22 protein-coding genes and 1 pseudogene are annotated in these 18,360 nt (G+C 58.6%); 1 reads left to right on the top strand and 22 read right to left on the bottom strand.

Annotated features, from left to right (window positions below):
* Positions 1-322 precede the first annotated feature (322 nt).
* Positions 323-544 (top strand): annotated as a pseudogene (locus JRJ26_03380) (fucose isomerase).
* Positions 545-575: 31 nt separating this feature from the next.
* Here JRJ26_03380 and JRJ26_03375 read toward each other — a convergent pair.
* The 22 genes from JRJ26_03375 to JRJ26_03270 all read right to left on the bottom strand — a co-directional run bounded on the left by JRJ26_03375 (position 576) and on the right by JRJ26_03270 (position 18,322).
* Positions 576-1,568, bottom strand: coding sequence for an endonuclease/exonuclease/phosphatase family protein (locus tag JRJ26_03375; GenBank protein ID MBW2056519.1), 993 nt, complete (start codon positions 1,566-1,568; stop codon positions 576-578).
* Between the two features lie 951 nt (positions 1,569-2,519).
* Entirely contained in the window at positions 2,520-3,716 is a 1,197-nt protein-coding gene (locus tag JRJ26_03370) for an FAD-dependent oxidoreductase (protein MBW2056518.1), read from the bottom strand.
* A 27-nt stretch (positions 3,717-3,743) separates the two neighbouring features.
* Positions 3,744-3,881, bottom strand: a complete 138-nt coding sequence (locus JRJ26_03365; protein ID MBW2056517.1) for a hypothetical protein — start codon at positions 3,879-3,881, stop codon at positions 3,744-3,746.
* A 62-nt stretch (positions 3,882-3,943) separates the two neighbouring features.
* Positions 3,944-4,432, bottom strand: a complete 489-nt coding sequence (gene tsaA, locus JRJ26_03360; GenBank protein MBW2056516.1) for a tRNA (N6-threonylcarbamoyladenosine(37)-N6)-methyltransferase TrmO — start codon at positions 4,430-4,432, stop codon at positions 3,944-3,946.
* A 35-nt stretch (positions 4,433-4,467) separates the two neighbouring features.
* Entirely contained in the window at positions 4,468-5,310 is an 843-nt protein-coding gene (locus tag JRJ26_03355; GenBank protein MBW2056515.1) for an MBL fold metallo-hydrolase, read from the bottom strand.
* A gap of 111 nt (positions 5,311-5,421) precedes the next feature.
* A complete protein-coding gene (locus tag JRJ26_03350; protein ID MBW2056514.1) occupies positions 5,422-6,135 on the bottom strand; it encodes a ferrous iron transport protein A in 714 nt (237 codons plus the stop codon).
* 157 nt (positions 6,136-6,292) lie between these two features.
* On the bottom strand, positions 6,293-6,517 hold the full coding sequence (locus JRJ26_03345; protein MBW2056513.1) for a hypothetical protein: 225 nt from the start codon (positions 6,515-6,517) through the stop codon (positions 6,293-6,295).
* Positions 6,518-6,587: 70 nt separating this feature from the next.
* On the bottom strand, positions 6,588-7,337 hold the full coding sequence (locus JRJ26_03340; protein ID MBW2056512.1) for a DUF364 domain-containing protein: 750 nt from the start codon (positions 7,335-7,337) through the stop codon (positions 6,588-6,590).
* Positions 7,338-7,439: 102 nt separating this feature from the next.
* Positions 7,440-8,147 carry a hypothetical protein gene (locus JRJ26_03335; GenBank protein ID MBW2056511.1) on the bottom strand — a complete coding sequence of 236 codons (708 nt, stop codon included), beginning with the start codon at positions 8,145-8,147 and terminating at the stop codon, positions 7,440-7,442.
* Positions 8,148-8,176: 29 nt separating this feature from the next.
* Positions 8,177-9,220 (bottom strand): ABC transporter ATP-binding protein, encoded by a 1,044-nt coding sequence (locus tag JRJ26_03330; GenBank protein ID MBW2056510.1) that lies wholly within the window; start codon positions 9,218-9,220, stop codon positions 8,177-8,179.
* Positions 9,221-9,222: 2 nt separating this feature from the next.
* Entirely contained in the window at positions 9,223-9,969 is a 747-nt protein-coding gene (locus JRJ26_03325; GenBank protein MBW2056509.1) for an ABC transporter permease, read from the bottom strand.
* Positions 9,966-10,919, bottom strand: a complete 954-nt coding sequence (locus JRJ26_03320) for an ABC transporter substrate-binding protein (protein MBW2056508.1) — start codon at positions 10,917-10,919, stop codon at positions 9,966-9,968. The genes JRJ26_03325 and JRJ26_03320 overlap by 4 nt, the downstream gene beginning before the upstream one ends.
* A 9-nt stretch (positions 10,920-10,928) precedes the next feature.
* Positions 10,929-12,113 (bottom strand): cation diffusion facilitator family transporter, encoded by a 1,185-nt coding sequence (locus JRJ26_03315; protein ID MBW2056507.1) that lies wholly within the window; start codon positions 12,111-12,113, stop codon positions 10,929-10,931.
* A gap of 403 nt (positions 12,114-12,516) precedes the next feature.
* Positions 12,517-13,023 carry an MOSC domain-containing protein gene (locus tag JRJ26_03310; GenBank protein ID MBW2056506.1) on the bottom strand — a complete coding sequence of 169 codons (507 nt, stop codon included), beginning with the start codon at positions 13,021-13,023 and terminating at the stop codon, positions 12,517-12,519.
* 40 nt (positions 13,024-13,063) lie between these two features.
* Positions 13,064-13,747, bottom strand: coding sequence for a DUF1847 domain-containing protein (locus tag JRJ26_03305; GenBank protein ID MBW2056505.1), 684 nt, complete (start codon positions 13,745-13,747; stop codon positions 13,064-13,066).
* A gap of 154 nt (positions 13,748-13,901) precedes the next feature.
* Positions 13,902-14,252 carry a rhodanese-like domain-containing protein gene (locus tag JRJ26_03300; protein ID MBW2056504.1) on the bottom strand — a complete coding sequence of 117 codons (351 nt, stop codon included), beginning with the start codon at positions 14,250-14,252 and terminating at the stop codon, positions 13,902-13,904.
* 165 nt (positions 14,253-14,417) lie between these two features.
* Positions 14,418-15,524, bottom strand: a complete 1,107-nt coding sequence (locus tag JRJ26_03295; protein MBW2056503.1) for a hypothetical protein — start codon at positions 15,522-15,524, stop codon at positions 14,418-14,420.
* A gap of 18 nt (positions 15,525-15,542) precedes the next feature.
* Positions 15,543-15,770 (bottom strand): hypothetical protein, encoded by a 228-nt coding sequence (locus JRJ26_03290; GenBank protein ID MBW2056502.1) that lies wholly within the window; start codon positions 15,768-15,770, stop codon positions 15,543-15,545.
* Between the two features lie 257 nt (positions 15,771-16,027).
* Positions 16,028-16,840 (bottom strand): MBL fold metallo-hydrolase, encoded by an 813-nt coding sequence (locus JRJ26_03285; protein MBW2056501.1) that lies wholly within the window; start codon positions 16,838-16,840, stop codon positions 16,028-16,030.
* A gap of 41 nt (positions 16,841-16,881) precedes the next feature.
* Positions 16,882-17,064 (bottom strand): CooT family nickel-binding protein, encoded by a 183-nt coding sequence (locus JRJ26_03280; protein ID MBW2056500.1) that lies wholly within the window; start codon positions 17,062-17,064, stop codon positions 16,882-16,884.
* A gap of 30 nt (positions 17,065-17,094) precedes the next feature.
* A complete protein-coding gene (locus JRJ26_03275) occupies positions 17,095-17,952 on the bottom strand; it encodes an ATP-binding protein (GenBank protein ID MBW2056499.1) in 858 nt (285 codons plus the stop codon).
* Positions 17,930-18,322 (bottom strand): iron-sulfur cluster assembly scaffold protein, encoded by a 393-nt coding sequence (locus JRJ26_03270; protein ID MBW2056498.1) that lies wholly within the window; start codon positions 18,320-18,322, stop codon positions 17,930-17,932. Before JRJ26_03270 ends, JRJ26_03275 begins: the two co-directional genes overlap by 23 nt.
* Positions 18,323-18,360 lie beyond the last annotated feature (38 nt).

Here is an 18,360-nt window from a genome sequence, read left to right as displayed (position 1 = left end):
TGAACGTGGTACCTTCTTCATGGGGTTGGGCCTCCTTTGTTTGTCTTTGTTGCCTGCCAGAGCTTATCGCATCCTGGCTAAGGCTCAACCCCTAAAACCACTTTTACAGCAAGTTTAGGATATCGGCCGATCCGGACAAGGCCGTGATGTTTCATTGCCGTAATCTGCGACAGTATCTGTTCGACGGCAAAGGCGTTATGGACTATCGGCGGATCATTGCAGGTTAGGTCGATAAGAAGAACACCTATGGCACTGTTGTCGGGAGAATCAAGCCTACCCCAGTAACCTGCTGCCTGGTCCCACCAGCGATTCGTAGGGAGCCGTTCAGGCATACCTGGGCGAGGGGGAGATAGCGGATGATCCGGTTCGCACTTTTGGAGGATACGGAGTCATTTGGGTTCCAAGATTACAAAGACTCCTTGCCATGATATGCGAGAAGGGTGTTGAACACCACGTTACGATGGACCTGTGGAAAATAGGTTATCTCCTCAAAGAAGCATTCGGCGGATATCTCGGCTGGGAGGTCTATCATCACAAAGGATAGTTCATAGGTGGCCTCCACACATATGTGCCTCTTATTCTGGGCGCAGCTCAAACTCGGCGACGACCGGCGCATGGTCAGATTCAGGGTACTTCTTCTCGGTGGCAAAGGCGATCGATTCGTCGTGAAGCAATTCGTTGTGGATCTCAGAACCCTTGTACCACTCCAAAAGTGTCCTCGAGACGAGCAGATGGTCTATCATTCGCCCCTTGCCGAGGTGGAGCAGTGAGAAACGGGACGGTGCGGGGATAGTCTGCTCGCAGGGCACTAGGACCCGCTTTGCCAGCCTGCCATTGCCTGTATTCTCAACATCGCCCCGAATGGCCTTAACAGGGACTTCATCCGATTCTGCATTGAAATCGCCGCAGACGGCAATCAGCGCGTCCTCGCTCTCATCGAACAGGCCGTCTATGAGCATCCGTGTCTCCAGAGCCTGTCCCACCCGCTTCATGGAGGAGAGGAAAAACCCCTCGGCCCAGCCGGAAGCGGTCTTCCAGGTGTAGGTGTTCACCTTCTGTCCCTCGATGTACGAGGGCAATCTGGACTTCAGGTGGAGGTTGATGACGTGGAGAACCATGTTGTCGTCGAGTTTGATCTCCGCATAGAGGATCGGTCGCTCCCACGTCACATCACTGGCCTCGTCCTCTCGGGGCACCGCTGTGACCTTTTGGTAACGCGGGGCAGGGGCATAATCGTGCGTACACTGATGATGTTCGGCGATCTCATGACGGCTGAGGATGACCAGGTTCCGTTCGTCGTAGACATGGACGCCGTCCGCAGTCATCGTCGAGACCTTATGGTATGCGGCGTACGGCGTCTCCTTGAGAAGCTTCTCCAGGGCCAACAGACGACGGGGCTGTCCTGGCTCCTCCTGGCCATTGACCTCCTGGAGGCAGAGAATGTCGGCATTTAGCCTGACAAGCTGAGGTCGTATCAAGGTGATGCGCTCATCCAGCGTCGGCTTCTGGCCGGGCTTGTCGTCGAGGTTCTCCAGATTAAACGTTGCGATCCGTAGCTTGAATGTCATGTTTTCAGCCTCCTCTGATTCTCTTATGTCAATGTCATTATGGTTGTCATACTTCCGGCCAGCCCATCTTCAAAGCCTAAGCAGTTATGAGTATGACGATTCCATCATCCGCACTGGCGCCAAACCTTGCGTCTGATTGGAAGCGACTTCGAAGCGCACATAAGGTTCATCCTTTCGTTAACACGGGGCATTGAATGAGTAATGTGACTCACTGACCCGTCTCGAGGGTCCTTGTCCACACGTCATATGAAGAATAATCGGTTCCCGTCCTCCTTTTAGTAGAAGGTGGCCCATGTCATGTTTTTGAAGCCCATGAAGCGCAGGATTTCCCTTGAACTTACCCGGGCTCGCTGGACAGGTTAGGGCTTTCCGCCTCAACTATGAGTTGGTATATTCTTTCGTAATTCAGGGGGGAGGCATAGTCAAGACCTGAATGTCGACGAGAAGGGCTAATACCAACCTTCGATGAATCCAAAGACCGCCAAGCAGGCCCTGGCCCGAGCGCGGAGCGGTCTCCCAGAGCTTCGTGGTCTCATGGATGTGCAAGAAATTCATACACCTAAGGGGACACCCGTGCAGAACGTGCCGGCGGTCTATCATCAGAATTCGTTGTACGAACGATACTCCGGTGAGTGGGAACGGATGCGGCGTGGTCGTCGCATCTGCATGGCTAGGAGATCATCGGCAATCTGAAAGGTCGTCGAGGCCTCCTAGCGCGTTGCCGCGGATCGCCGTAGAGAAGTCAGGACAAGACTCTCCTCGCGGTTTATGCACGCTCCGGACGATCATGCCCGGATGCGTCCCGTGTTTTCCTGCACCATCAACCGGAGGTCGAGTATAACTAGTTGTATTCATGGAATAACTAGCCAACAATCGTCAAAAAAAGACTTGACCCCTTCCCGACCCCTTCCGTGGGTCGGGGCTGTTGCGGCCGAGAGGGCAGGGCCCTTCCTAGAGTTTCTTTGAGGCCTGTTCGGCGGCGATCAGGATGGGATCGAAGGTGGGTGAGAAGGGCGGTGCATAGGCAAAGTCGAGCCGTGCCACCTCGTCGACCGTCATCCCCTGATGAAGTGCAACGGCGAGGGAATTGATCCTTCGGGCCACTCCTTCTTTGCCGGCCATCTGTGCCCCCAGGAGCCTTCCGTTTTCGCGGTCGAAGACGAGTTTCACCGTCACGGGTTTCGCCCCGGGCATGTAACCTACCCTGGAGGAGTGCTCGATCATCTGGGTCTCCACGTGGAATCCATGAGCCCGTGCGGCCTTGGTGCTCAATCCGGTGGAGGCCACCTCCAGATCGAAGACCTTGAAGGCGATCGATCCCACGATACCGCGGAAGGTCGCCCGCCCACCGGCTGCGTTCTCTCCCGCCACCCGGCCCTGCTTGTTGGCGATGTCTCCCAGGGGAGCATGGACTGGCCTGCCGCTGACCAGGTGGAGAGATTCGCAGCAGTCTCCTGCGGCGTAGATGCCCTCCACGTCGGTTCTCTGGGTCGAGTCGACCCTGATGGCCCCGGTCTCTCCCAGGGAGATTCCGGCCTTACGGGCCAGTTCCACGTTGGGGACGACACCGTGGGCCACCAGGACCAGGTCCACGTCGTAGGATCCACGGTCGGTCTCCACGCGGCCGACCCCGCCCGTTGCGGCTGTGCCCAGGGAAGCTACATGGCAGTCGGGAACAAACCGGACTCCTCTTGCCTCGATCTCCCTCAGGATCATCTCGGAGATCTCGACGTCGAGGTTGCTTGCAGGGAGTCTGCCGCGGTAGAGGATCGAGGTCTCGAGGCCCCTCCGGACAAAGGCCTCGCACATCTCGAGGGCGATATAGCCCGCGCCCAGGATGGCGGCCCGTTTCGGTCCTCTGCCGTCGAGAAAGGCCTTGATGTCATACCCGTCCTGGACGGTCTTGAGGGTGAAGACGTTCTCCGCGGTGCCGCCGGGCAGATCAAACCCCCTGGATCTGGCTCCGGTGGCGATGATGAGTCTGTCAAAGGAGACCAGGCGGAGGCTGGAATCCCTGAGGTCGGCCACCTCAATCAGCTTCTGCCCGGTGTCGATCCTGGTGACCCGGTGTTCGGTGAAGACATCGATATTCTGCCTCTCCTTGAACTGCTCCGGGGTCCTGACGATCAGCCTCTCCGGGTCCCTCACCACATCACCGATGTGGTAGGGGGTTTCTCAGGCCCCGTAGGAGACATACCGGAGCTGCTCGAACATGGCGATCTCCAGATCCGGGTTGACCCGCCTGGCCTTGGCAGCGGCGCTCGGACCACCGGCCGAGCCCCCCACAACGACGAGTTTTTCCTTGCGGCTCACGGCTTCCTCCCTCTTAACAGCCTATCGAGACCTAACCCCTTGGGGCGTGGTGGATACTCCCCTCAGTAGTCATGGGGAATACCCCGGATGTGCAGGGAGAGATGTTCCCTGCCTTCCATCCTGTCGACCCAGCCCTGGTTGGCATCGGGTTTGGAATCGAGATCCTTGATGTATGGCTTGATGTCCAACAAGGGCGTACCGTCGAAGACATCGAGGCCGGAGGTGAAGACCTGGTTTTCCACTATCTTTACGAGTCGGACTACGCTCAGGCCGATGGGGTTGGGCCGGACAGGCGATCTGCTGGCAAAGACCCCAACCTCCTTTCCTCCGGCCCAGGGCGGACTGACCATCATGGATACCTCCCGTTCCAGGCGGTCGAGGTAGTAGATGAGGTAGATATACCGGAAGGAGGCGAGCTCGGAGAGGCCCGCAGCGTACCTGGGGAGCAGAACGACACGGAAATCCCCGGGATCGGAATCCACCGGTTGGTAGGGTGCCTTCTCTTTGTAAGGCGTGTGAATCTTTCCTATGCTCTTGAAACGGAAAACCATCTGGCCTTCTCCTTCTCCCCCGATGGGCCCGCCTCTCAGAATTCGAAGACAGCCCCCACATGGCCGTATCGGAACCGGTCGCCAAAGACCTGGGAAAGCCGGGCTGCCGCCCTGAGGCCGGTGCAGTGTGAGACACCGATGGAGGCAACCTGGAGCTCCTGGAGGGCGCGGATCGAGGCCTCGAGCTGTTCCGGCCCCAGGAAGTCGAGGTGCGTCCCTCCGATGAGGCCGCGGATTCTGTCTTTTCCCGTCTTTTTGATGGCGTGGTGGATGATATTGATCATTCCGGAGTGGGCGCAACCAAAAACAATAACCAGCCCTTGCGCCGTGTCGATCACGAGGGACTGGTCGTCCTTGAATCGGTCGAGCTGGTAGGTTTGGCCTGTTTTGCTCTGGAGTCTGAGGTCGGGTTTTTCAAATGGGGTTGTTCTTGGAACCTCTCCTGTGAGAAACACGCCCTCTGCTACCTCGAGGAACTCCGCGGCCAGGGTGAACTGGGCACCGAGCCCTTCCAGATAGGGCCTCCTGTATGGAAGGCCCACGTACCGCACCCTGCCACCCTCTTGTTCCGGTAGGGCGATCCTGTCGAGAAAGACGTCCGGATGTGCGTGGACCTCCACGTCTCCCTTGAGAGTGAGTACCTGGGGCAGGCCTCCTGTGTGGTCGTAGTGGCCGTGGCTCAGAAATATCTTGCTCACTCTTGTCAGGTCCTTTCGGAAGCAGAGGGCATTGTCGACGAGAAACCGGCCGCTTCCCGTGTCAAAGAGCCACTCTCCCCCGGCTGTTTCGACATAGGCCGAAAATCCGTGTTCAGCACTCCCGATGCGCGCTCCCACGGTGTTTTCGCAGAGGATGGTTATTCTTACTCTCCCAGCCATGTTCTTCTCCTCCTTTTCCCCGGCTCCTCCTTTGATCATGAGGCCATTGAAGGGAGAGGCCTCCCCTTGAAATGCGGTGGCTCCGGACAGTGACGTCTCCCCGGACAGCGGCTAACCCCTCCTCGCCTCCACCCAGATCTTCTCGGCCATACCGGATCCGATAGCGAGCTCCTTGTCGCCGGCTCTGATAAGTAGAGGGGCCTCTGGTTTTTCATAACCGCTCGGGGTGACTTCGACGATCCTGATCACCACACCCTCTTCGATACCCAATTCTCTGAGCATGGAGCGTGCAGAAGATCCTGCAGCAATGGCCGAAACCCTGGCCTCCTCTCCGGCATCCAGGTAGTTCAGCTGGATTCTCCTTCCCCTGGTCACAAGGATCTTGGATGCATCACCTTCACAGATGCTCGACCTCCTTGCCCCGATCTCTACCAGAAAATCCCTGTCAGGCCTGGACCCTACCATCTGGATCACTCTTCCCGGCTCGATTCCGAAGTGGGTCTTGAGGATCTCGTGGATCTTCCAGCCGCCCTGGATGTTGGAGACAGGGGCCCGATCTCCGGGATTCATTTCGGCAAGGCCCGCCGATCTCCCGCTGAGATCCACCCGCACCTTCATGCTGACCCCGAGGCCGAGGGTGACCTTTCTCCGGCCGATTCTGATCTCAGTGCAACCTGAAGAGGGCGGCGGGGCCAGCCGTTCCACGGTCAACCCCTCCCTGATTCCGATTCCTGCAAGCCTCTCCCTGAGGCCCGGCCCGTCGATCCGGGTGATCCGGGCCCTGTCGCCGATCTCGAGTAGCTTGATGTTTTCTTCCATATCCATTCCCCGCCTCTCCTTTCAGGGAAGAAAACGGGCTGCGGCCAATACTCTCCCCTGAATGCTGCCAAAGGCCACATGCGGCCTTATTCACCCACTCCGCGGCCGCACCAGGAGGGATCCGGGAAGACTCCTCGATGTTTTCACGAGGGCAGGGAGATCCTTACTGCTTCTCCCGGGTGCCCAGCCTCTCCTGAGCGGTGAGAAACCGGCGATTTGATCCCGCAACCAGGTCGGCCGCCTCTCGGATCGGACCTGCGATCTCCCCCAGTCCCTCCGCCTCCAGCCTGTCCGCCCATTTCCGATACTCCTGGGCGTGCTCCTCGTTGTGGGAAATCCAGTGTGGAATCAAGACTCGGACCTTTTCAAGGATCTCTTTCCCGCTCACCAGAGCCTCCTTTCTTGTTCACCGGTTCAAGGTGGAGCCATGGCGGATCGCTCGATAATCCCGGGGCGGCTTATCTCTCCCCGGGCTCCCTGGTCAGGCTGAGAAGCCTGACCCCATGGCCGTGAAGCTGCCTGAAGGTGGCAGCCTCGCTGATGAATCTCAGAACCTCCTCGGAATCGACCACCCGGGTTCCGCAGATCACATCGATTCCATAATCGAAGAGCAAGGGTGTCAGCGGCGAGGTTGGCCCGGTCAGGACCACGAAGCTCTCCCGGCACAGGGAGAGAAGCCCCTCGATGGTGTGGTTGATGAAGGCAGTCCCCGTTATGCAGACCACATCGCACCGGGGAAGGATGCGCTTGGTCTCGCTTTCAGGCAGATCCCCTGGGCGCAGCCTTTTTTCGATGACCCAGAGATTCTTCGCCGCCTTTTTCAGCTTCGGCACAAAGGGGAAGTGACCGACCACGGCGATGTTGCGGCCTCTGCCCTTTTCGAGCAGCACGTCGTAGGCATTGAGATCCACGCATCTGGCCACATCCACCTCGATGAGAGAGTTGATGGCGGCCATGCCGATGGAGGCCTCCAGGGTGTTGTGAGACCTGGCGTACTCGACGAGTTCCAGGGCGTTTTTCTCCGTGAGGAATCCCACGTCCCTCACTCCGGACTGGTGGGTGTCTGCCTCCCCTTCGAGGGCCCGGTACGTTGTGGAGAGTCCCGTATGCCGGGTCGTGACCGCGGTCCAGAAGGCACAGCAACGTACCTCCCGGACAGGGTGATCCCTCCCCCCGAGGCTTTCGATCAGTTGGTCTAAGATCTTCATCTCACGCTCCATGGATCATGGGTGGAAAGGGGGGCCCCTTGCCTGCGGGCCGATCCGAAGAGAACGGCCGGGTGCCGGGTCCCTCGGGCCGGCCCTGGGCTCCTACTCTGCGAGAGGGCAGAAGCGCCTCAGCTTGAGAAGGACCGCTGCCCCTGCGATAGTCACCCCGTAGAAGATCGTGGGCTTTTCGATCAGAAAATCCACGATAGTCCCGTTGGTTACGGTCGTGCCTGTCACCAGGCAGATGTCGGCCCAGGAGAGGTTCTCGGCGGTCTGGTCCGGGCCTCGGACGAGAAGTCCGAAGCGGGTCTTGCCTGTATTGTCCGGGTCCATGTCGGTAACCCTCACGTCGAACCGCCCGGACAGGGCTTCGACCATCCTGGGCTGGAATCCGGCCATGGCTATCCTGGCGCCGCGGCCGAAACGTTTCTCTATGTATGAGACCAGCTCCCTGGCACACCTCGGCGGGCTCTGGTCCTTGCAGTGGACGGTCCGGTCCGCCTTCCCGATATATCTCATCAACGCGTTGAGACTCGATATGAAGATCGCCCTCCGAAAGTTGTTCTTGAGAGCCATTTCAGCCACCTCGACGAGGGTTCCGGAGAAGTCACCGTACATATCCGTGAAGGCATGGCCGCGGGCTCCTCTGAACTCCGCCTCCATGATCCTCTCCTTGCCCTTGAGCAGGGGATAGTCCCGATCTTCGGGGTTGCCGATCGCTTCCTCAGGGGTGAGAGGGGTTGCGGTTATTCTGATCCTTTCGGAGCCGAGGCCGTTCAGGTCTATCATCTCCAGGAATTTCTGCTTCATTATGCCGTACACATCCACAGGATCCTCCTCTAGTAACTTCGAAGGGAGCGTATCTTGAAAATCACGTGGACCTCCCTGCCGACGGTCATACCCTCGCCCTCGTATATGTCTTCTGGAATCTCGGCCAGGATCAAGGAGCCGTCGACCTCGACCTGGAGCCTTCTTATCGATCCCACCCGGGAGACGCTCCGGATCCTCCCCGTGTATCGGTTGAGTCGAGGACCCGGTGGTCTGTTGCAGGAGACATAGACGTCCCAGGGGGAGATGGCGATCTTCCGGGGGAAATTCCCCTCGTAGGGGACCACGATCGAGACCCCATCGGAATGGACTTCCAGGAGTCCGTTGCTCAAGAGCCGGGCCTGGCGGCAGTCGAAGACGTTTGGTGCCCCTATGAAATCGCCTTCTCCTTCGCCGAAAGGGTTCAGAAGAACCTCGTCGGGAGGGCCGACCCGCCTCAGTATCCCCCCTTCCAGCACGGCGACCCTGTCGGCCATCTCCTCGGCCTCCGCGAGGTTGTGGCTGACAAAGACCGTGGTTATGCCGAGTTTGCGCTGGAGCCTCAGGTATTCGAGGCGCAGCCTCTTGGCTGTTCTCACGTCGAGGCTGTTGAAGGGCTCGTCCAGCAGAAGAATACCCGGCTCCGGAGCCAGGGCACGGGCCAGGGCGACCCTCTGCTTCTCACCCCCGCTCAGCCTTTTCGGGTACCGGCTCAGGATGGGTTCGATGTTCAGGAGCTTTGACAGCTCCTTCACCCTCTCTTTGCGCTTCACCTTGGGCCACCCCCTGGCCTCCAAACCGAACAGGATGTTCGAGGCCACGTCCAGGTGCGGGAAGAGCACCAGGTCCTGGAAAAGGTACCCTATGTTCCTCTTTCTGGTGGGCACTCCCTCCACAGGAGTCCCCTGGATCATGACCCGGCCCTCGTATTCACACAGGCCGGCGATTACGTTCAACATCGTCGTCTTGCCCGAACCCGTGGGCCCCAGAATCACCATGAGCTCCCCTGTCTCGATCCTCAGATCGACACCTCTGAGGACGAAATTGCGAATCCCTGTGAGATCGATCGAAGCCACGGCTATCTCCAGTTCCTGGTCATTCTCTCTTCGAGGTAGGCGAAAAGCCTTTCGAAGAGAAGCCCCATCAGGGAGAGGACGATGAGGCAGACTACGATGATGTCCACGCGGAGAAGGCTCTCTGATTTGATCAGCAAGGCCCCGATCCCCGTGGGGATCGCCACCATTTCCGCTGCGATGACCACTCTCCAACCCATGCCGGCTTCAAGGCGCAGCCCGGTCAGGATGTGAGAGATCGCCATGGGGATTGCGAGCTTCCAGAGGATCCTGAGATCGGAGGCCCCAAGGGTTCTTGCAGCCTGGACGACCCTCGGGTTCAGAGATCTGATGCCCGTTGAGGTGTTGTAAAGAACCGGGAAAAAGGAACAGATTCCGATAATCAGGATCGGGAGAGCCTCCCGGATTCCGACCCATATCATGAGAAGGGGGAGCCAGCCCAGAGCCGGGATGGGATAGAGCAGCCCGAAGACAGGTCCGAAAGAGCGGCCGACTTTTTCGTTCCACCCCATGACTATTCCCATCACCATCCCGGAGAGGGCTCCGAGGAGAAACCCCGCAACCACACGGATGAGGCTGCTCAGCAGATCTCTTCCCAACTCCCCGGATCCGACCAGATCGAACGCCGTGGCAAGTACCCTGGAGAAAGGGGGGAAGAGATATTCGGGCACCAGGCGGCTTCTCGCCAGGACCTCCCAGCCGAGGAGGAGGACGAAAACCGGCAGGACCCCTCTCGGTATTCTCATTCTCATTGAATGTCCTCCGCAGATTCCACCCGGTAGAGGAACAGACCCGGATCGATCCTCTTTTCGAGGTACCCGAGCCTAAACATGAGATCCACCGCGTCCTGTACGGCCCGCGGGTCGATGCCGGCCCTGTAGTCGAGGTTTCCCATCGACTCGAGGGCGACCTCGGGGGGGATTTTGAGCACGCAGCCCATGATTGCCGCCCCCTGTCTCGGATGCCGGTTCAACCACGCCGTGGAGTCCCTGGTCACCTCGGCCAGTGCGCGGACCGCACCGGGCCTTTGACTGATGAGTTGCTCTTTGACCACCAGGACACTCCCCTGCATGCCCGGCCAGAGATCCTGGCTCTTGAGTAGGACGGAAAGCCCTGCAACCCGTGCCATCGTCATGTAGTGTTCGGGGAGCCAGGCGCCGTCGAGTCGCCTGGTCTTCATGGCCGTCAATAACTGGAGAGGCCCCATTCTCCTGACCTTGAGCGATTCGGGATGATAGCGTTCGATCATCAGGTGCAGGAGGAGGTCGGCCGGGCTTCCCTCTCTCACACAGCCGATGGTCCTTCCACCCAGCTCGTCGACCGAGAAGATCCCCTGCTGGACCACCAGGCCGTATCCGTAGAGGTGCGTGCCGAGGACCGCCTTGATCGGGATCCCCCTGCCGCGGCAGAGCAGTGCCGGGGCAAGGCAGATATAGGCGGCCTGGATGTCGCCCCGTGCAAGGGCGGCGGCGAGGGCCAAGCCGGTCTTGTAGGTTTCATAGGAAGCCAGGTGGAGGCCCTTTTCCCGGAACCAGCCCTTGTCTCTGGCCACGTACGCACAGGCCGCATGGGTATTGAATTCGACGGCGAGTCCGATCCTGCCGCTTCCCGCCCGAGCCGCACGAGAGCCCGCAGTGCTCGCCCACATGCACAGGAGGACTAGCCAGATCAGCCGGCCCTGTGGTCGTGTCTCCCGTCCCATGGTCTCCTCCTAAGTGGAAAGGGTCGCCAGCTCCCTCCGGACCTCTTCGAGCACCGTCGACCGGGTCATGTGGATATCGACGCCGCCGTCCGAGAGCACATAACTCGGCCCCCTGCCCTTGAACTCTGTCTTTGTGAAGACCGTGTCCGTTCCCTGCTGGATCAGCCACTCACTCACCTTGATTCCCTTGCCCTTCTCCTCGTTCAAGAAAGGGTTCTTGAGAAACTTCTCTTCCAGAATGGTCCTGTCGTCTGTCTTCACTACGGCGATGTAAAATACAGGGGCATCCCCGAAGTGGGAGGAGAGGGTACTTCTATCCTCTTCCAGAGGGACCGCACATACCCGGGTCTCTCTTGCTGCAGGCGCGTAGTGGATCAGGATGTGGTCCACATGGGAGACCTTCTCCTTGATCTTTTCCTCTATCCTCCGGCTCACCCGATGGGCCTTTTCCAGATTCCTGATCCGGAGGGAGATATCCGCCTCGATGAACTTGAAGCGCCCCGAGTTCCTCCCCCAGAGGCCGTTGATCCTCTCGACTTGGGGGTCACTCTGAATCGTGTTCTTCACGAGGTCCATGGTTTCAAAATCCAGGGACGCATCGAGAAGGACCCGTATGGAATCGAGGAATATCCGGATGCCCGCCCTGCCGACGAAAACGACCACGACCAGGGCCGCGGCCCTGTCCAGGGGCACCTTCAGCCAGCTCCCGGCAAGACCCACCAGGATCACGCCGGAAGAGAACATGTCGGTCCTGATGTGCTGGGCGTCGGCTATAAGGCTCGGGGATCCGATCCTCTTGCCCTGCTTCAATTCGTACCTGGAAAACAGGAGCGTGATCACCATGGTTGCAACTACTCCGGCCATCGCCAGGGGGAGACGATTGAGATCCATCGACTGCTTCTCCAGGAAGACGGTCTTTGCGATCTCATAGCCGGCAAAGAGGATGAAGAGGGAAGAGATCAGAGAGACGAGGTTTTCCACCTTGTAAAGGCCGTAAGGGAATGCCCTCGATTTCCGCTTGGATATCTTGATCCCGGCCAGGACCGTCGCCGCCGAGATCACATCCGACAGGGAATGGATGGCGTCGGCAAGGAGGGCGACGGAGCCCGAAAGGGCAGCAAGACCGTACTTCAGGGCAGCCAAAAAAACATTGGTGGTAATGGAGAGTAACCCGATCCTTTCGCTCTCTTCCACGTTCAGGCCCTCGGTCTTTCAGCATCATGGCGGAGAATATGCCGACACCTCCTGGATGGTCCTACTCGCGCTCCCGGCAGTTGCTGCGGATCCGCATTCTGCCCTGTCGACCCGTGCCGGTAAGGCAAGAAACCGCCCATACCCCCTCCATCCGTATGCAGAGGCAGACCCCAGGCCGGATTCCAAAACATCGCAGCGTTCTGCTTTGGGGAGTTCCATCCATTGCCGGGAGCGCGGCCGGAGCCTTTCTCCTTTGGGCGAAGGACCGCACCCCGGCAGGGGCTTCCGTTCTTCTCTTCGAGAATCTCGACCCCCTATTGTCGTGAGGAGGATTCTGGATGCCTTTTCGTACTCGGGAATCGGGCCAGAACCATGCACCCGGGATAGAGAATCAGCGGAGAGCTCATAGGCGGCGCACTTCTCTGCCAGGGACTTTCCGTGGTTGCGGCCGCCCGCCGCGCCCACGAGAATCCAACTCTACCGTATCGCCGACCTTTACCTGACCGCTACGGACCACCCTGGTGAAGACCCCCTTTTCAGGGAGGAGCGAAATTCCGCAGTAGGAGTACGTACGCGGCTCGGAGGGATCCTTGCCCACGGCTACGACTTCGATCACCGCCTCCCCCAGACGGAGCCGGTCTCCGACGCGGATCCTCCCCAGATCGATGCCGCTGGTGGTGATATTCTCGGCAAAGGCACCCGGGGGGGCATGAATTCGGCGTTTCTCACAGGCAGCCTCGATGTCCTCAGAGGCGAGGAGGCTCACCTGGCGCTTGGTGCCGGCGTGCGAGTCCCCTTCGAGCCCCCAATCCTCCCTCAGCATGCCCTGGTCGATGTTCTTCTTGGGGGCCTGGGGGTGATGACTCGAGCAGACTCCTACGATCCGTCCCTTTTCCGACCCCGCGCTCATCGCTTTCCTCCTTCAACACGGAACTCCATGATCGGTTGCATCAGAACCCTTCCCTCTTCAGCCTGGCGTAGTAACTGTCTGTCGTATACAGGGCGGCCGCGGGATTGTGTCCCAGAACGCGGTCCTTGACGATCAGGACGGTGCTGAAGGCCTCGGCGTACTTGAGAAACAGGGAATCGTGTCCCACGCAGAGGCCGAGGAGGATGTTGAAATCGGTCTTTTCGTGATTGAGAATCATGGCCTGGGCAATGGGACTGCACATTGATTCGAACTTCCCGATCTCTATCTTTTCTTCCTCCTTTATGCCGATCGTTTCCTTGGGCGTCCTTCCGGTCTTGCAGACCACAGAGACCACCTCGAACCCCTGGGCCTCGAGTATCCTGGTCAGGATCGAGGCCTCGTGGTGAAGGCCCGAGCAGAAGGCGATCCCGATCCTCTTGAACCCCATCTTCTTGGCGAACTCACAGGTCTCCTGGATCCTGGGTTTCACCGGATGGAGAACATAGGGATCCACCCCCCGGTTGATGTAGCACTCCCCCTCCTGAATGCTTGCCTGGCGCGCGAACTCCCTGATTTCCGGCTTCTCGTACTCTCTGTTGGCACGTTCCACCACGGCATGCCTGTTCAGGGTGGGGCAGAAGGCAGGGCCCCGGCCCAATTCCGACTCGCAGATCCTGTTTTCGACACTGCATTTCGAACATGTGGGTAGAAGATCCTGGTTCATGATTTCCTCGCCGAGAGTCTTATCTCTGTCCTTGACCGCCCGTTTTTCAGGAAAGAGGGGAATATGAGACCGGGAGGTAAATCAACCGGTCTCCAGCGGGCCGTCTGTCGATTGAACGAGAGGGGGAACCGCCCCCCTCTCTCCACCAGGGCCTCTACTGGACCGGATTTCCGGCCTTGACCCAGGCTTTCCAGCCACCTGACATGCTGGCGACATTGGTGTACCCGAGACGCTTCAGGGTGCTCGTCGCAAGAGAAGATCTCCCGCCGGTCTTGCAGTAAACGATGATCCGAGCCGACTTGTCAGGTATCACCTTGGAGATCTTGAACTCGAGCAGACCCCTCGGCAGGTGCTTGGCATTCGGGACATGGCCCTTTTGCCACTCGGATTGTTCCCTCACATCCAGGAAGACGGCTTTGCCTGCGTCGAACTCCGCCTTGGCCTCGGCCACGGAAACCTGCTCTATGTGTTTCCTGGCCTCGGTCACCATCTCCTGGGTGGTCATGGTCTTTTGGGTTGTTGCACAGCCAAAAGACAGGACCAGGGCAAACAGTAGCGAAATGGCCAGAATGCCTCTCAGGAATCGATTCCTTGCCATGGTTTCTCACCTCCTTTCTCTGGGACTTTGTGGAACTCCCGGTACAAGGAGACCCAAGGAAAGCCCTGGGCCTCACTTCTTCTTTGTCTTTGTAGGTATCGCGGATTTCGGTACGATGACCGATCGATTGGCCGCCCTCTCTTCGGGTTTCACGTCCTTCTCGGTGAGAAAGAGCTTCTTTTTCTTGTGACAGGACCTGCAGCTCTTGTTCTGCGGGGTCTTCAACTGGATATTGTGGGGCGTTGCAGGCTTCCAGGTCGGAACCTGGTCGAAGTTCTTCAGTCCCCCCTTCACATAGAAGTCGAAAAGCCCCGGATTGGTCGGGACGTGCCGCACCGTAACGAACTTGTAAGGCTGCTCCTCGGTGATCTTTGGATTGAGGCCGATCTTGAAGTCCATCACGGTCTGGTCTGTTTGAAAGTAGGGGAGTCCCTTTTCGTCGGTACCCACGTGACACCCGTAGCAGTTCTTGTACTGGAGGGAATGGCAGACCGTACATTTGACGGTCTCGTGATGAAGCCTGTGCACTTTTTTCTTGGATGTGGCGCTACCCGCATCCTTGTGGCAGTCCACACACTTCGGACCGCTCATGACTTCGTGCATGGTCGGGTACCTGTTGCCGTCGCCGTGCATTTCCCCGGCCTTGTGACAGGAGACGCATTCCATGTTCTCCTTGACGAAGTGGACGTCACCGGGTATGCCGGGGTTCTTGCCGGTGAACTCCTTCTCCAACCTGCTTCCGTGACAGGAGGTGCAGTTGGTCCCCATGGGCGGGGTCTTCATGAATTTGTGGCCCTGAACGAGTCCTCCCTCCACGGAATCGGGTCTGCTCACATGGCACTGGCCGCAGCTCGAGTGGCACTCCATGCAGTGTTTGCCCATGGCCTTTTCGAGGGCCTTTTTGACCGATGGATCCTGGGTGGCCCGTTTGCCGATGATGAGACGATACGGCAGGAGGGTGACGTGGAGGCTCGACTTTGCGGTCTCCACAATGTCCTCATGACAATCGCCGCAGGCCTTTGAAGCGTCGGGGAAGGTGGGGTCCTTGACGAGCCCCTTATGGGCGGTCTCCCAGTTGTTGTCCTCCGGGTTGCCCCCGTGGCAGTCTACACAAGCTATGTCACCGTGATCTGACTCGAGAAACTCATCTTCCACCAGAACCTTTTCGTATAGCTCCAACGGAGCCAGCTCACCCCCTCACCCTTCGCCCTTTATGGCTTCGGACTTGACAGGGGGATGTTTCTTCAGAATATCCTGGCTCAGCCTGATGAGTTTCCTGGAGTCGGTATGGCACGACAGGCAACTGCTCTGTTCAGAAGAGGCCCGGGCGCTCAGCACGAGTACCCCGGACACAAGCAGCAGGATTCCCAGAGACAGCCATCCCTTCCGCAACCCAGGATTTCTTTCAAATGTGGGTCTCTCCATGTCCAAAACCTCCTTTCCGCTCGATGAGTCCGCTTGCCGGCCTTGCGGACTCCTCCCTGTCGGGGAATTGCCTTGACCACCAAACCTCCGGCCCCACCATCGGCCGGCGCTGTTGGAGCAGGCGGGATTCACGAGGTAAACCCATGCAAGCCAAGTCGGACCGCCTTTCAAGATGATAACCCATCGTAGAAATTCTTCAAGACCAAAAACCGGAGAAAAACAAAAAGTCCCCCCCTTGCGGCAGACTCCACCCTGTCTCACCGAATCTCGATCGCCCTGCCCACTCCGGCCCGGATGAAGTCGCCCAGGTACGCGTGTTCAAAGAGTCTCCGTGCTTCGTCACCCGTGCAGTGGCAGGGCGCCACCTTCTGCACACCCATCTGCCTGAAGTCCTCAACAACCGATTCAATCCGGCCAGGGCTGCTTGAGAGCAGGTGGAACCCCCCCATGACGAGGAAGACCTTCCTCTTGAGCAAGGCCTTCGCCCTTCTGACCATGCTGACGATTCCCGGATGTGCACAACCGGTGATCACAACCAGACCGGGCTTCGTGCTTAGGATGAGGGCCTGTTCGGGGATGATCTCTCCCATCTCGCCCGTGGAATAGACTCCGGCCAGTATCCTCGTGGGGCCTGAGACACGCGCAACATCGGCTCCCCGGACCCTGAGTGCCTCTGAATAGCCTTGCGGAAGACTCCCGGGAAGAAAGACCCTCGGGCGGGTTGCGACCTCGACGATACTGTCCAGTCCCCCGGTATGATCACCGTGGCCATGAGAGATGACGACCGTGCCGACCGCCCCCGGGTCTTTTCCCAGCTTCTTCATGTTGTGGAGTAGGGTCTTCCCGTCCCCTCCGGTATCGAAGAGAATCGATCGGCCTTCCGACTCGACGAGGGCCGAAAAACCCCATTCCCTCCTCAGACCCGGAACAAAGGGGTTATTGTCGTAAAGGACCGTTATCGTCACAGAGGAAAGGGGAGGATCTCTCCATTGCTCTGGTCCGCCCATGGCGGCGGCGGGAGTGATAAAGAGGGTCAGAACTATACACACCGCCTTTTCCAAAGGTCTCATTGGGAGTCTTCTCTTTCTTGCAACCCCAGGCCGTGGCCTCTCTATTCGATCAGCATCTTGTGACTCAGGAATTGGATCTCCTTGATGTTTCCGGGAACAATCTTCTCTTCGCCGAATATATCCTTCAACTCGAGCTTCCCGTCTTTTGGCCGCGCCAGGGCCACATCCTCCATGATCAGTTCCTCATTCCCCTCTTTCACCAGATAGGCATTGGTTTCACACATGGCTCGTCTCTCCTTGGTTCCCGGCAGACCTCAGCTCAAGTCCGCCTCTATCCTCTCCCACATATCCCTGATCCGGCTCGTGAACTCTCCACAGGGATGTTGGATAACCGTTTTTCTCATGACGAGAGAATCGACCACACACCGGTCAAAGGGGAGCTTCGACACAACTTCCACGCCTTTGTCCCGGCATTCCCGCTCGATCTCCGCCGTGATCTCTGGATTGATATCGAACTTGTTGATGCACACCCTGGCAGGGATCTTGAAATGACCGGCAAGATCCAAAACCCTGTTCAGATCGTGCATCCCCGAGAGGGTCGGTTCGCTGATGGAGAGAATCATATCCACCCCTGCCACAGATGCCATCACAGGGCACCCGACCCCGGGCGGCCCGTCGATGATGACGAGGTCGAGGCCCTCGTTTTCCGCAATCTCGGAGGCCTTTTTCCTCACCGCGGTCACCAGTTTGCCCGAGTTTTCCTCCCCGATTCCGAGCCTGGCATGAACCAGGAGGCCGTAGGCGGTCTCGGAGACGAACCAACTGCCCGAATGATTCTCTCTCATCGTGATCGCATCCTCCGGGCACCCGTAGACACAGAGTCCGCAATGATCACAGGAGACGAGGTCCACGACCCCGTCCTTTATCGCGTCAAAACGGCAGAGATCCGTGCAGATACCGCACCTGGTACATTTCTCTTGGTCCACGACAGGCGATCTTCCACCATAGAACTCGACTGTTTGGCGGAGTTCCGGGTTCAAGAGCAGGTGGAGATCCGCTGCGTCCACGTCACAGTCAGCCATTACCTTGCGGCGGGCCAACAGGGCAAAAGCTGCGGTGATGGTGGTCTTCCCGGTTCCCCCCTTCCCGCTAATGATGGTCAGCTGTTTCATGGCCTTTCCCTTTCTGCCTGCCGTGCCGCTCGGCATAGTCCCGGATCGCCTCGTGCAGGCCTCGGATGGCCAGGAGCGAGCAGTGGACTTTTCTCGCAGGAATTCCCCCTGCCGCATTGATCACGTCGTTATCATTGAGTTGGAGGGCCTCTGAGAGGGTCTTCCCGATGGCGATTTCCGTGGCAATGCTGGAGGTGGCAATGGCTCCGGGACATCCCTGGGTGAGAAACCTGAACTCCCGGATCCGGCCGTCCTCAACCCTGATGGTGGCGCGGAGGAAATCCCCGCAGGTCGGATCTCCGACGGTGCCCACCCCGTCCGGGTTTTCGACTTCTCCCACGTTCCTGGGGTTGAGGAAGTGGTCGATCATCTTCTCGTTGTATGTGATATAGCCGAAATCATCTTGAT

The sequence above is a fragment of the Deltaproteobacteria bacterium genome (assembly GCA_019308905.1).
Taxonomy (GTDB): Bacteria; Desulfobacterota; BSN033; order WVXP01; family WVXP01; genus JAFDHF01.
The sequence above is the reverse complement of the archived record's forward strand: the minus strand, read 5'-3'. Positions and strand labels throughout refer to the sequence as shown.